The 11,803-nt window shown below is 53.0% G+C and carries 16 protein-coding genes; 6 read left to right on the forward strand and 10 right to left on the reverse strand.

The genetic code is table 11. The features are described from left to right. Window positions 1-28 precede the first annotated feature (28 nt). On the forward strand, window positions 29-1,462 hold the full coding sequence (locus OGX93_RS00955; protein ID WP_286449271.1) for a DNA cytosine methyltransferase: 1,434 nt from the start codon (window positions 29-31) through the stop codon (window positions 1,460-1,462). Beyond that, window positions 1,443-1,913, forward strand: coding sequence for a very short patch repair endonuclease (locus tag OGX93_RS00960; protein ID WP_219936895.1), 471 nt, complete (start codon window positions 1,443-1,445; stop codon window positions 1,911-1,913). The genes OGX93_RS00955 and OGX93_RS00960 overlap by 20 nt, the downstream gene beginning before the upstream one ends. Here the strand turns inward: OGX93_RS00960 and yedA are convergent. Beyond that, window positions 1,902-2,822, reverse strand: coding sequence for a drug/metabolite exporter YedA (yedA, locus tag OGX93_RS00965; protein WP_286487711.1), 921 nt, complete (start codon window positions 2,820-2,822; stop codon window positions 1,902-1,904). The genes OGX93_RS00960 and yedA overlap by 12 nt on opposite strands. A 177-nt stretch (window positions 2,823-2,999) precedes the next feature. Between yedA and OGX93_RS00970 the strand changes: the two genes are divergently transcribed. The 3 genes from OGX93_RS00970 (at window position 3,000) to dgcQ (ending at window position 5,986) form a co-directional block, all read left to right on the forward strand. Continuing rightward, the gene (locus OGX93_RS00970; RefSeq protein WP_286449269.1) at window positions 3,000-3,911 is read left to right on the forward strand and encodes a DUF808 domain-containing protein; all 912 of its coding nucleotides are present in this window, start codon (window positions 3,000-3,002) and stop codon (window positions 3,909-3,911) included. Window positions 3,912-3,989: 78 nt separating this feature from the next. Beyond that, window positions 3,990-4,172, forward strand: coding sequence for a YodC family protein (locus tag OGX93_RS00975; protein ID WP_024130230.1), 183 nt, complete (start codon window positions 3,990-3,992; stop codon window positions 4,170-4,172). A gap of 98 nt (window positions 4,173-4,270) precedes the next feature. Next, window positions 4,271-5,986: a cellulose biosynthesis regulator diguanylate cyclase DgcQ gene (dgcQ, locus tag OGX93_RS00980; RefSeq protein ID WP_110494109.1), complete on the forward strand. Its 1,716-nt coding sequence runs from the start codon at window positions 4,271-4,273 to the stop codon at window positions 5,984-5,986. A 170-nt stretch (window positions 5,987-6,156) separates the two neighbouring features. Here dgcQ and yodD read toward each other — a convergent pair whose 3' ends face one another. Beyond that, window positions 6,157-6,384, reverse strand: a complete 228-nt coding sequence (yodD, locus tag OGX93_RS00985) for a YodD family peroxide/acid resistance protein (protein ID WP_024130232.1) — start codon at window positions 6,382-6,384, stop codon at window positions 6,157-6,159. Between the two features lie 130 nt (window positions 6,385-6,514). Between yodD and dsrB the strand changes: the two genes are divergently transcribed. Beyond that, on the forward strand, window positions 6,515-6,703 hold the full coding sequence (gene dsrB, locus OGX93_RS00990; protein ID WP_012131894.1) for a protein DsrB: 189 nt from the start codon (window positions 6,515-6,517) through the stop codon (window positions 6,701-6,703). A 55-nt stretch (window positions 6,704-6,758) separates the two neighbouring features. Here the strand turns inward: dsrB and rcsA are convergent, their stop codons facing one another. The 8 genes from rcsA to fliL form a co-directional block, all read right to left on the reverse strand. Beyond that, on the reverse strand, window positions 6,759-7,382 hold the full coding sequence (gene rcsA, locus OGX93_RS00995; RefSeq protein ID WP_047462896.1) for a transcriptional regulator RcsA: 624 nt from the start codon (window positions 7,380-7,382) through the stop codon (window positions 6,759-6,761). Between the two features lie 280 nt (window positions 7,383-7,662). After that, a complete protein-coding gene (gene fliR, locus OGX93_RS01000) occupies window positions 7,663-8,457 on the reverse strand; it encodes a flagellar biosynthetic protein FliR (protein WP_012131896.1) in 795 nt (264 codons plus the stop codon). A 6-nt stretch (window positions 8,458-8,463) separates the two neighbouring features. Continuing rightward, on the reverse strand, window positions 8,464-8,733 hold the full coding sequence (fliQ, locus tag OGX93_RS01005; protein WP_012131897.1) for a flagellar biosynthesis protein FliQ: 270 nt from the start codon (window positions 8,731-8,733) through the stop codon (window positions 8,464-8,466). Between the two features lie 9 nt (window positions 8,734-8,742). Beyond that, window positions 8,743-9,480, reverse strand: a complete 738-nt coding sequence (fliP, locus tag OGX93_RS01010; RefSeq protein ID WP_012131898.1) for a flagellar type III secretion system pore protein FliP — start codon at window positions 9,478-9,480, stop codon at window positions 8,743-8,745. Continuing rightward, the gene (fliO, locus tag OGX93_RS01015; RefSeq protein ID WP_058669300.1) at window positions 9,480-9,854 is read right to left on the reverse strand and encodes a flagellar biosynthetic protein FliO; all 375 of its coding nucleotides are present in this window, start codon (window positions 9,852-9,854) and stop codon (window positions 9,480-9,482) included. The genes fliP and fliO overlap by 1 nt, the downstream gene beginning before the upstream one ends. 2 nt (window positions 9,855-9,856) lie before the next feature. After that, on the reverse strand, window positions 9,857-10,270 hold the full coding sequence (gene fliN, locus OGX93_RS01020; protein ID WP_012131900.1) for a flagellar motor switch protein FliN: 414 nt from the start codon (window positions 10,268-10,270) through the stop codon (window positions 9,857-9,859). Then, the gene (gene fliM, locus OGX93_RS01025) at window positions 10,267-11,271 is read right to left on the reverse strand and encodes a flagellar motor switch protein FliM (protein ID WP_012131901.1); all 1,005 of its coding nucleotides are present in this window, start codon (window positions 11,269-11,271) and stop codon (window positions 10,267-10,269) included. The genes fliN and fliM overlap by 4 nt, the downstream gene beginning before the upstream one ends. Before the next feature lie 4 nt (window positions 11,272-11,275). Further along, complete coding sequence (gene fliL / locus OGX93_RS01030; protein ID WP_012131902.1) at window positions 11,276-11,743, reverse strand: flagellar basal body-associated protein FliL; 468 nt, start codon at window positions 11,741-11,743, stop codon at window positions 11,276-11,278. Window positions 11,744-11,803 lie beyond the last annotated feature (60 nt).

Below are 11,803 nucleotides of genomic sequence, written 5' to 3' on the forward strand. Positions count from 1 at the left end.
TCGAATATCAATTTCGCCGGTTAAATGTATGCAGGAAAATCTTTCAGTAACAGGTTTCCAGGATCTGATGACGGACAATGCCGGGGTTGCCGTACAGGCGCTGCTGGGCAAACTGCTGGAAATCTATGATGTGAAAACGCTGGTGGCGCATCTGAATGGCGTTGGGGAGAACCACTGGAGCCCGGCTATTTTTAAACGCGTCGTGGCGAACGCAACGGCGTGGCATCGTCTGAGCGAGAGCGAATATACGCACCTCAGGACATTGTTGCCAACGCCTCCGGCACACCATCCGCATTATGCCTTTCGTTTTGTCGATCTCTTCGCCGGGATCGGCGGAATTCGCCGTGGCTTTGAAGCGATAGGCGGGCAGTGCGTGTTTACCAGCGAATGGAATAAACACGCGGTACGCACCTATAAAGCCAATTATTACTGCGATCCGCAACGGCATCATTTCAATGAAGATATTCGCGATATTACGCTGAGCCACCGCGACGGCGTGAGCGATAGCGAAGCGGCGGAGCATATTCGCCAGCACATACCGGAGCACGATGTTCTACTGGCCGGTTTTCCCTGCCAGCCATTCTCTCTGGCAGGGGTATCAAAGAAAAACGCGATGGGACGGGCGCATGGTTTCGCCTGCGATACGCAGGGGACGCTCTTTTTCGATGTCGTGCGGGTTATTGACGCCCGACGCCCGGCGATTTTTGTGCTCGAAAACGTCAAAAACCTGAAAAGCCACGACCAGGGAAAAACGTTTCGCATCATTATGCAAACGCTTGACGAACTGGGGTATGACGTCGCTGATGCTGCGGATAACGGGCCGGACGACCCGAAAATTATTGATGGCCGCCATTTTTTACCCCAGCATCGGGAGAGGATTGTGCTGGTGGGATTCCGCCGCGATCTTAATCTGAGAACCGATTTTACGCTGCGGGATATTGCCACCCGCTATCCGCAGCAGCGCATCACGCTGGCGGAACTGCTTGAACCGGCGGTTGAAGCGAAATATGTGCTGACGCCGGTATTGTGGAAGTATTTGTACCGCTACGCGAAAAAGCATCAGGCCCGGGGTAACGGTTTTGGCTATGGGATGGTCTATCCTGCGAATCCCGGCAGCGTAACGCGCACATTGTCGGCGCGTTACTATAAAGATGGCGCGGAGATACTGATTGACCGTGGCTGGGATATGGCCGCAGGAGAGGCGAATTTCGACGATCCGGTGAATCAGCAGCACCGTCCACGCCGGTTAACGCCCAGAGAGTGCGCGCGGTTAATGGGATTCGAATCGCCGCAGGGATATCAGTTCCGCATTCCCGTTTCAGACACCCAGGCCTACCGTCAGTTTGGTAACTCCGTCGTGGTTCCGGCATTTGCCGCAGTAGCAAAACTGCTGGAGTCGAGAATTAAACAGGCCGTTACATTGCGCCAGAAAGAGAGCCAGCATGGCGGACGTACACGATAAGGCGACGCGCAGCAAGAATATGCGGGCGATAGCCACGCGCGATACGGCGATAGAAAAACGCCTTGCCGCTCTGTTGCAGGAGCAGGGGATGGCGTTTCATGTGCAGGACGCCACGTTGCCCGGACGCCCGGATTTTGTCGTGGATGAGTATCGCTGCGTTATCTTCACGCACGGCTGTTTCTGGCATCATCATGACTGCTACCTGTTCAAAGTTCCCGCCACGCGTACCGAGTTCTGGCTGAACAAAATCGGTAAAAATGTGGAGCGCGATCGGCGAGACATGCTGAGGCTTCGCGAGCTTGGCTGGCGTGTGCTGATTGTCTGGGAGTGTGCTTTGCGTGGCCGGTTGAAACTCAGCGACGCCGCACTGGCGGAACGGCTTGAGGAGTGGATCTGCGGCGGTGGCCCCACCGCGCAGATCGACACGCAGGGTATTCATTTACTGGAGTGATTTGTCCGATTCACTCACTGCGGTCGTGGGTCTGGCGGGAAACAAATATTTCCCCAGCGTCACCAGAACGACAGCGAAAACAATTACCCCTAATGCCAGCCACTCGACGGAAGAAAGGCTTTCTCCCCCCAGACCTGTTCCCAGCAACACCGCCACTACCGGGTTGACGTAAGCGTAACTGGTCGCCAGCGCCGGGCTGACATTACGGATCAAATACATATAGGCATTAATGGCGATAATGGAACCGAATAGCGCCAGATAACCTACCGCCATGAAGCCGGAGAGCGTCGGCATCGTCGTCAGCTTTTCCCCGGCGATAAAGGAAGCGAACATCAGCACAACACCGGCAGCCAGCATTTCAATCGTTCCGGCCATCATGCCTGTCGGCAATGCGATGCGGGCGCCGAACACGGAGCCGAATGCCCAGCTCATCGAGCCAATCAGGATCAACAGCGCGCCCCAGGGGTTGCCGCTCAAATTTCCGCCGCTATTGAGCATGATGATCCCCGCCAGGCCGATGGCGATGCCTGTCCACTCCAGTTTTCGCGTTTTAATGCCAAAGAAATGGCTGAAGCACAGCGTGAAGAGTGGGACCGTCGCGACCACCACGGCGGCGATGCCGGACGGTACATCCTGATGTTCCGCTACGGTAACCAGACCGTTCCCCACCGCCAGCAGCAGAATGCCAATCAGCGCGGCATTGAGTAATTGACGCAAAGGGGGCAGTTTATGCCCACGAAGAAGTAAGAATGTTGTTAACAAAATCCCCGCAGACAGAAAACGGACGCCCGCCATCATCAGCGGCGGCCAACTCCCAACGCCAATACGAATAACGAAGTACGTGGAACCCCAAATGATATACAGCGCGAAGAGTGCGCTAAAAAGTGGTAGTAACTGCCTGAAACGCATAATCCCTCACGGCGGAAATAAAAAGGTGCAACATAGTAAACGTCAAAACTATCGCGCTGGCGAGCGTTATAATTGCACTCTTTTGTTAAATTTTTGTTGACGATTGCTACCCGTTTCGGCATTACGTTTTTTACTTCATACTTACCTCTTCAAAAGAAAAATATTGAGGGATTTATTTTGGCAGGAAGTAGTTTGCTGACGTTGCTCGATGACATCGCCACGCTGTTGGATGATATCTCGATGATGGGAAAACTGGCCGCGAAAAAAACGGCAGGCGTATTGGGTGATGACCTGTCGCTAAACGCGCAGCAGGTGACGGGCGTGCGGGCGAACCGCGAACTGCCGGTCGTCTGGAGCGTGGCGAAAGGGTCGTTGATCAACAAGGTCATCCTGGTGCCTCTGGCGCTGCTGATCAGCGCTTTTATCCCGTGGGCGATTACACCGTTGTTGATGATTGGGGGCGCTTTTCTCTGTTTTGAAGGCGTAGAGAAAGTTTTACACACGCTTGAGGCCCGAAAGCACAAAGAGAGCCCGGAGGCGCGTCAGCAGCGTCTGGTCGCGATCGCCGCACAAGATCCTCTCACGTTTGAGAAGGAGAAAGTGAAAGGGGCCGTGCGCACCGACTTTATCCTTTCTGCGGAGATCGTCGCGATTACGCTGGGAATTGTCGCGGATGCGCCGTTGCTCAATCAGGTTCTGGTGTTGTCCGGTATCGCGCTGGTGGTGACGATTGGCGTTTATGGTCTGGTGGGACTCATCGTAAAACTGGACGACATGGGGTACTGGCTGGCGGAAAAACGCAGCGTACTGGCTCAGGCGGTGGGCAAAGGGCTACTGGTTACGGCGCCCTGGCTTATGAAGGCGCTGTCCATTGTCGGCACACTCGCGATGTTCCTGGTGGGGGGCGGGATCGTGGTGCACGGCATCGCGCCATTACACCACGCGATCGAACATTTTGCTCAGCAGCAGAATGGTCTTATTGCGCTCACGCTTCCCATGTTGATTAATCTGGTGCTCGGTTTCATCATCGGCAGCGTGGTGGTGGGGCTGGTAAAAACTGTTGCCAACGTTCGCGGTGGTTCGCACTAATTTATGCCTCGCCGGATTATGCAAAAAAGGCCATCGTCGTCTAAGGTGAAAAAGTTTCACTGGATACAGGAGGCAGGTATGGTCTTTTTTGTCAGTGAGGAAGTTATCGCAAAAGAAGGTGGTCCACGCATGATCGTAACCGGTTATTCCAGCGGCATGGTGGAGTGCCGTTGGTATGACGGTTTTGGCGTCAAACGGGAAGCATTCCACGAGAATGAACTTATGCCCGGTGATGGCAGGCGGTTGCGGGAAGATGTCTGATAAAGGAACGCCCGGTTAATGCCGGGCGTTTTGTTACCCCAGAAAATTGCCGTTGAGTCGCGACACATAGTTCAGGAATAAAAGTAGGGAGCCGTCAGGTGCCGCATGAAACAACGCCAGGAAACTGGAGCTGGCTGAGAACGTTAGCACGACGCTTTGGGCCAGGCCATGTCGTAAATATCTGTTTTCTGGTTGTGATGATTTGTTCAACATTGCTGACCTGGCGTGAAGTGGTCGTGCTGGAGTCAGCATACCGGGCCAGTCAACGTAACCATCTGGAAAACGTCGCTAATGTGCTGGACAGACAGCTGCAATTCAGCGTGGATAAACTCTTGTTTCTGCGCAACGGTATGTACGAAGCGCTGGTCACGCCGCTCGATTTTGCCGACCTGCACGATGCGGTGGCGCAATTTGCGCAACTGCGCGGCAAAAGTTTCTGGCAACTGGAGCTAGACAGACGGCGAACGTTACCGCTTAACGGCGTCTCTGACGCGTTTGTTAACCGTACAACGCTTCTCACGCGGGATAACGATGCGCTGGCAAACGAGTTAAGCGCCGCGCTGGAACTGGGGTATTTGTTACGGCTGGCGCATTCTTCTACCATGCTGGCGCAGCGGACAATGTATGTTTCGCGTTCAGGCTTTTATGTCTCAACTGAACCCACAACCAATGGCGGCGATATTATGTCCCGCTATTACCAGTATGTGATCCAACCCTGGTTCAGCGGGCAATCCCAACGACAAAATTCAGCGCGCGGCGTGCGCTGGTTTAGCTCGCCGGTGCCGGGCGGCGAAGTGCAACAAAAGGTCACCGTGAGCCTGTCGCTGGATAACGAAAGACACTGGTATGGCGTGCTGGCAATGGATATTCCGGTGTCATCCATGAAGCGTTTCCTGGAGGATGCGGTCGAAAAAGATTCCGAAGGGGAGTACCAGCTCTACGACTATCAGCTCAGGCTACTGGCGACCTCAACGCCGGAAAAGCGTCAGGTTAATACCTTTGATGACCTTGAACTGGCGTTGCTCGCGAATGACATCGAACATGATACGCATGGCGGTATCCGTATGGGCAGCCGCTATATCAGTTGGGAAAGGCTGGATCATTTCGATGGCGTGCTTTTGCGTGTTCATACCCTGAGAGAAGGCGTGCAGGGGGCTTTTGGCAGTATCAGTATTGCGCTTGGTCTCCTGTGGGCGCTTTTCACGATGATGTTGCTCATCTCATGGGTTGTTATCCGCAAGATGGTCAGCAATATGTTTGTGCTGCAAAGTTCCTTGCAATGGCAGGCCTGGCACGATCCTTTGACACGGCTGTATAACCGTGGCGCATTGTTTGAGAGGGCGCGCGTACTGATACAGCGCTGCCATGAGCAGCGACAGCCGTTTTCCGTTATTCAGATCGATTTGGATCACTTTAAGAGCGTCAATGACCGTTTCGGCCATCAGGCGGGAGATCGGGTGCTCTCCCATGCCGCCGGGCTTATTAGCGGCACAATACGTTCGCATGACCTTGCCGGGCGTGTAGGCGGCGAAGAGTTCTGTATTGTCTTACCGGGGACGACGCTGGTGCAGGCAGCACAGATCGCAGAGCGGATACGCCAGCGCGTGAACGACAAAGAAATCCTGATCGCAAAAGGCACGACTCTGCGCATTAGTGCATCGCTGGGCGTAAGCGGGGCGCAGGAGAACGGAGACTACGATTTTGAACAGTTGCAGTCGCTGGCGGATCGCCGGTTGTATCTGGCAAAACAGGCCGGGCGCAATCAGGTTTGTGTCCGTGACGACCATCCCGCGCCATCGCCTGATACACGCTGAACCATTAGCTGTATTAATCATTTCTGCGAGAAATATTTGCTTGTCATACAAAAAAATTGCAGATAAGGTAAAACGCACATCAGATTTTCTGGTGTAACGAATTTTCAAGTGCTTCTTGCATAAGCAAGTTTGATCCCGGCTCTGAGAGCCGGGATTTTTTTCACCCCAGATCAGCGATTGATTTCCGTGACGCTAAAATCATGAATATCGAGTTCAAACGCATCCGCTAATTCATGCCATGTATGATAATCGCGGCCATCCACACTGACTTTCTCAGGATCATCAGCGCTGCGATGAATTTCGCTCTCGCTGATTTCATTGATCGCCGCGAGCAGGGCGTCAACATCAACGCTGACTTCGCGCTTGGCCGTTTCGCTGTACTCTTTCGCGGTTTTCATCTTCAGTACCTCATTTAACCGTGGCATCTGTAAGTATAGACCGTTGAGAAAACCAGCAATCACGCGCGGCAGACGCTGCCAGAAAAAGGAATTTGTTCTACACTGGCACAAAGCCACAGGAGGATAATTGATGAAGGTGAATGATCGGGTAACAGTCAAAACAGACGGTGGCCCTCGTCGGCCAGGCGTGGTATTGGCGGTTGAAGAGTTTAGTGAAGGTACGATGTACCTGGTTTCGCTGGAAGACTACCCGCTCGGGATCTGGTTCTTCAATGAGTCAGGCCATCAGGATGGGATCTTTGTGGAAAAAACAGAGTAATGTGATTTTCGTCGCTTTTACCCTGACTGGTGGAATATCCACCAGTCAGGGGGCCTCATCGCATGTTAACAAAAATTCCGTTTGTCACGTTATCCGTCAGCCGCACGACATGATAGATAACCTGTTTATTATGCGTTTTTATCTTCCGTTTAATATTCCCTTTGTGGGATGACACCGTCTTTGCCTTGATATTCATTTGATCTGAAATCTGTATTGTTCCCTGTCCATCCATCCACATTCGCAGCATACTGGATTCAGTACGGCTTAAAGATAACGTAGGTAAATTTACTACTCCTACAATATCCGTCTCTTTTTTCAGAATATCGCCAAGAATATCATCCAGAGAATCTGGCTTAATTGATTTTGAACTAATCAATAAGTTTTTTCTTACTAATAAGTATTCATCAAAATGCACATTAGCAATTGCCATAAAAACAATAAATAACGTGTTGGGATGCTGATTAATGATCTGCTTTATTTGCTGACTGTTAGATGGATCATGGATGAAACAGTCCTCATTAATAAACACCACAGAAGGCTGCTGTGAGTCACAAGCGATGGCGAGTTCGTCAACGGTCTCAATGTCGTTGATTTCCCTTTTTTTCACCCCTCTGCTTACCAGATACCCGGTCAAACCTAGCCGGGTGTAACTGCATAAATCCATAATAATCGTTGACATGGCATACCCTCACTCAATGCGTAACGATAATTCCCCTTACCTGAATATCTCATCACAACCCAACGGAACAATAATAGTGACCTAAGATGACGCTTTCGCTGTTTTCAGGCGAACTTACTATCCCGTAAAGTTACGTATAATTTGCCAGGAATCTTCTCAAAGTAAAGTAAATGTTATGTTATGTGAGTAAGGTAAAAACAAATAAAGCGCAGCAGATATATCCTGGTAGATGTTTTTAGATTTTAAATTTAGGAAAATCCTTAGTAAGACAGGATAAAAATTATGGGTTATTGGTTGTCGGCATTTCGCTAACGATATCAGCAAGCAAATTGAAAATTTCACCGAATAAGTGTTCACAGAAAGGGGCAATTAATGGCATGAGCGCGGTTATTAACAAAATGCCGACGGATAAGGTTAGCGGGAAGCCAATAACAAATACGGATAACTGCGGAGCCATACGGTTTAATAGCCCGAGCGACAGGTTGAGTGTGAGCAGTAACGTAATGACCGGCAAGGCTAACATGAGTCCGTTGAGGAAGATCAGTCCGCCTGCCCGGGCAAGCGCCAGAAACGCATTGCTGTTGACCGGGTCGCCGCCGATAGGCAGCGTATGGAAGGTGTCTACCAGCAGCGAGATCAGCCACAGATGGCCGTTAAACGTAAGAAACAGCAGCATGGCGAGCATGTCGAGGATTCTGGCGAGTACCGGCATATTGAGGCGGCTGCCCGGGTCAACAAACGTGGCGAAAGAGAGACCCATTTGCAGACCGATGAATTCCCCCGCCGTACGCACCGCAGCAAAGGCAAACTGCATGGTAAACCCTAGCGCAATGCCGATCATGATTTGCTGCATGGCGAGCCATAAGGCTTCGGTGGAAAAAACAGGCACATTATTCGCCGGGAGTGAAGGGGCGATAATGAGAGTGATCATAAACCCCAGCCCCAGCTTTACCCGTTTGGGAACCGTACGTTCACTGAGGATCGGCGCGGTAGAGATCAGCGCCAGTACACGTAACAGCGGCCAGAAGTAGAGGTTAAGCCAGTATAACCATTGATCGCTTGTGACCTGCAACATCGCGTCTTATCCGATGATATACGGCAAGTTACTGAACAGCGTACGCACGTAATCCAGCAGCAGGTTAAGCATCCAGGGGCCCGCCACAATAATCGCCGTAAATACCGCCACAATTTTCGGGATAAATGACAGCGTCATTTCGTTGATCTGGGTGGCGGCCTGTAAAATACTGATGATAAGGCCGGTAAACAGCGCAACCAGCAGCAGAGGCGCGGCAAGCGCAAGCGCGACCTTCATTGCCTCCGTGCCTATCATCATGACCGATTCGGGTGTCATTTCGCGCCTCTAACTGTAAAAACTTTGGGCAAGAGAGCCAACGAGCAACTGCCAGCCGTCGACCAGGACAAAAAGCATAAGCTTAAACGGCAGAGCAATGGTGGCCGGCGGCACCATCATCATCCCGAGCGCCATCAACACGCTGGCGATAACCAGATCGATAATCAGGAAGGGGATGAAAATCGTAAAACCGATCTGAAAAGCGGTTTTTAACTCGCTGGTGACGTAGGCCGGGAGCAAAATTCGCATCGGCACGGCTTCCGGCCCCTGTAGCGGGCCGCTGTTTGCCAGACGCGCGAACAGGCCCAGGTCAGCCTCACGGGTCTGCCGCAGCATAAACTCCCGTAGCGGCTGAGCGCCTTTTTCCAGCGCTTCCTGCATGGAAATCTTCTCTTCGCTGAAAGGCTGCCAGGCATCCACATAAATTTTGTCGATAACCGGAGACATAATAAAAAACGTCAAGAACAGCGCCAGCCCGAGAAGCACCTGGTTTGGCGGCGCAGAGGGCGTTCCCAGCGCGTTTCGCAGCAAGCCGAAGACGATAATGATGCGGGTAAAGCTGGTCATCATCAGCAAAATGGCGGGCAGGAACGTCAGTGACGTAATAAAGACCAGCGTCTGTACCGGCAGGGACCAGCTTTGCCCGCCGCCGGGTAGCGGTTGGCTGACCAGTCCGGGTAATTGTGCGAACGCGGCAGGGCTGATAAACCACAAAGCCATCAGCGTGAGGGATAACAAACGGCGCATCAGGATCTCCCGGAACGCTTCAACAAACTCTTCATCATGGCCTGGAAATCCGCAGGGGCGGCCGGTTTTTCTTCTGCAACGACAGGCGCAGGGGGGAGGGTATGCAGCACATTGACGTGCGTGGCCGTAACGCCCAGTACCAGCCGAGCGTCTTCAACATCGACAATGACCACGCGCTCACGCGGGCCCAGCGAGGTGCTGGCTGACACTTTCAACCCTCGCGTACCGGCGCCTTTGGGCGCAAACCCCAGGCGTTTAATGACCCAGGCTGCGACCAGAATCAACACGATGATCCCAAACAGCGCGCCGCTCACCTGAACTAACGGCGAGCCTGATACGGCAGAGGGCTGTGAAACGGTAGCCTGGGTTTTCATGCTTAACGGCTCAGACGACGCATACGTTCAGACGGCGTGATGATATCCGTGATGCGCACGCCGTATTTATCGGCGACCACCACGACTTCACCCTGGGCAATCAGGTAGCCGTTAATCAGAATATCCAACGGCTCGCCTGCCAGTCCGTCCAGCGCGACCACTGAACCCTGCGTCAGGCGCAGCAGCTCTTTGATGGTCATGCGCGTGCGACCCAGCTCCACGGTCAGCTTGACCGGAATATCCATGATTAAATCGATATCCTGTAGGTTTCCACTGACGTCGCCGCCGCCCAACTGCTGGAAGACGGCATCGGCCGCGCTTTTGCTGGTCGTTGTTTTTTGCTCGTTTAACGCGTCAGCCCACAGATCGTCCAATGCGCCGGTATTCTCATCGGACGGATTATTCATGTCACTCATTTGGGCTGTTCCTCATTCAGCGAATTCAAAATCGGGTTGATCAAATGCTCTACGCGCAACGCATACTGACCGTTCACGGTGCCATACTGGCTGGTCAGTACAGGTACGCCGTCCACATGAGCAATAATGCGGTCGGGTTTTTCAATCGGCAGCACGTCGCCGGGTTTCAGCTTTAATATCTGGGAAAGGCGCAGCGGGATGTCAGCAAAGTTCGCCACCAGCTCCAGCTCTGAATGCTGAACCTGACGCACCAGATTGTCGCGCCAGTTCTGATCTTCATGACGCGAGTTTTCCAGCGGCGGGTTCACCAACAGCTCCCGCAGCGGCTCAATCATGCTGAAAGGCAGGCAGATGTTGAACTCGCCTGTCAGGTTGCCAATTTCGACGTGGAACGGTGTGTTCACCACAATGTCGTTCGGAGAGGTGGTGATATTGGTGAATTTCACCTGCATCTCAGAGCGAACGTACTCCACTTCCAGCGGGTTGATCGCTTTCCACGCGTCGCTGTAGCTTTCAAGCGCCAGCTTCAGCATGCGGTTGATAACGCGCTGTTCGGTATGCGTAAACTCACGACCTTCCACTTTGGTCGGAAAACGCCCGTCGCCGCCAAACAGGTTATCCACGGCGATAAACACCAGACTCGGCGAGAACACCACCAGACCCGTACCGCGCAGCGGCTTCAGATGGATCAGGTTCAGGTTGGTCGGTACGGGTAAATTACGCGCAAATTCGTGATATGGCTGAATGCGGATCGCGCCCACGGTAATATCCGGGCTGCGACGCAGCAGGTTAAACAGTCCCATACGGAATTGACGCGCGAAACGTTCGTTAATGATCTCCAGCGCCTGTAGGCGCTCGCGCACCACGCGACGCTGTGTATTAGGATCATAAGGACGAATATCATTGTCGCCCACGCCGCCAGGGGTGGGTTCGTCTTTGGCCTCGCTGTCGCCGTTGAGCAGCGCATCGATTTCAGCCTGAGAAAGAATACTATCGCCCATGTCTTTACCGCAGAATGAAAGCTGTATAAAGAACGTCGGTGACTTCCTGTTTCGGTTGTCCAGCAACGAGCGGAGTAGAGAGCGTTTCTTTGATTGCCGCGATCAGCGTCTGCTTCCCGGCTTCCGTCGAAAGCGCAGTGGCATCCTGACGCGAAAACAGCAGCAACAGACGGCTGCGCACTTCTGGCAGATATTCGCTCAGACGCGCGCGCGTCACTTCGTCCTTCAGGCGCAGCGTAATCCCGATATACAGCACGCGATCGGCATCGCCCAGATTGACGGTAAACGTATCCAGCGCGAAAAATACGGGCGCTGGCGGCGGTGGCGGGGCCGCGGTAGCGCTGGCGGTCGGGTGCTCCTGCATCCGCCAGTAGCTATAGCCAGCGGTTGCGCAGGCGGCAAGAGTAATCAACACCAGCAAAGGGATCCAAATTGAGCGTTTGCTCTTTCTGTTAATCGCGGAGTCAGTCATCAGATACGGGCTTCCTGTTTCGGTACAGCTTATTGGCTGATTATCCCGTGTCCTGTCCAC

Source organism: Citrobacter sp. CK195 (genome assembly GCF_030333365.1).
Classification (GTDB): Bacteria; Pseudomonadota; Gammaproteobacteria; order Enterobacterales; family Enterobacteriaceae; genus Citrobacter_B; species Citrobacter_B koseri.

Excerpts from the sequence above, each read along its gene's own strand:
- fliP (WP_012131898.1), bottom strand. The coding sequence starts at position 9,480 with ATGCGCCGTTTGTTATCCCTCACGCTGATGGCTTTGTGGTTTATCAGC.
- OGX93_RS00955 (WP_286449271.1), top strand. The coding sequence starts at position 29 with ATGCAGGAAAATCTTTCAGTAACAGGTTTCCAGGATCTGATGACGGAC.
- OGX93_RS00960 (WP_219936895.1), top strand. The coding sequence starts at position 1,443 with ATGGCGGACGTACACGATAAGGCGACGCGCAGCAAGAATATGCGGGCG.
- yodD (WP_024130232.1), bottom strand. The coding sequence starts at position 6,384 with ATGAAAACCGCGAAAGAGTACAGCGAAACGGCCAAGCGCGAAGTCAGC.
- yedA (WP_286487711.1), bottom strand. The coding sequence starts at position 2,822 with ATGCGTTTCAGGCAGTTACTACCACTTTTTAGCGCACTCTTCGCGCTG.
- OGX93_RS00975 (WP_024130230.1), top strand. The coding sequence starts at position 3,990 with ATGGTCTTTTTTGTCAGTGAGGAAGTTATCGCAAAAGAAGGTGGTCCA.
- fliN (WP_012131900.1), bottom strand. The coding sequence starts at position 10,270 with ATGAGTGACATGAATAATCCGTCCGATGAGAATACCGGCGCATTGGAC.
- dsrB (WP_012131894.1), top strand. The coding sequence starts at position 6,515 with ATGAAGGTGAATGATCGGGTAACAGTCAAAACAGACGGTGGCCCTCGT.
- fliL (WP_012131902.1), bottom strand. The coding sequence starts at position 11,743 with ATGACTGACTCCGCGATTAACAGAAAGAGCAAACGCTCAATTTGGATC.
- rcsA (WP_047462896.1), bottom strand. The coding sequence starts at position 7,382 with ATGTCAACGATTATTATGGATTTATGCAGTTACACCCGGCTAGGTTTG.
- fliO (WP_058669300.1), bottom strand. The coding sequence starts at position 9,854 with ATGAAAACCCAGGCTACCGTTTCACAGCCCTCTGCCGTATCAGGCTCG.
- fliQ (WP_012131897.1), bottom strand. The coding sequence starts at position 8,733 with ATGACACCCGAATCGGTCATGATGATAGGCACGGAGGCAATGAAGGTC.
- fliR (WP_012131896.1), bottom strand. The coding sequence starts at position 8,457 with ATGTTGCAGGTCACAAGCGATCAATGGTTATACTGGCTTAACCTCTAC.
- fliM (WP_012131901.1), bottom strand. The coding sequence starts at position 11,271 with ATGGGCGATAGTATTCTTTCTCAGGCTGAAATCGATGCGCTGCTCAAC.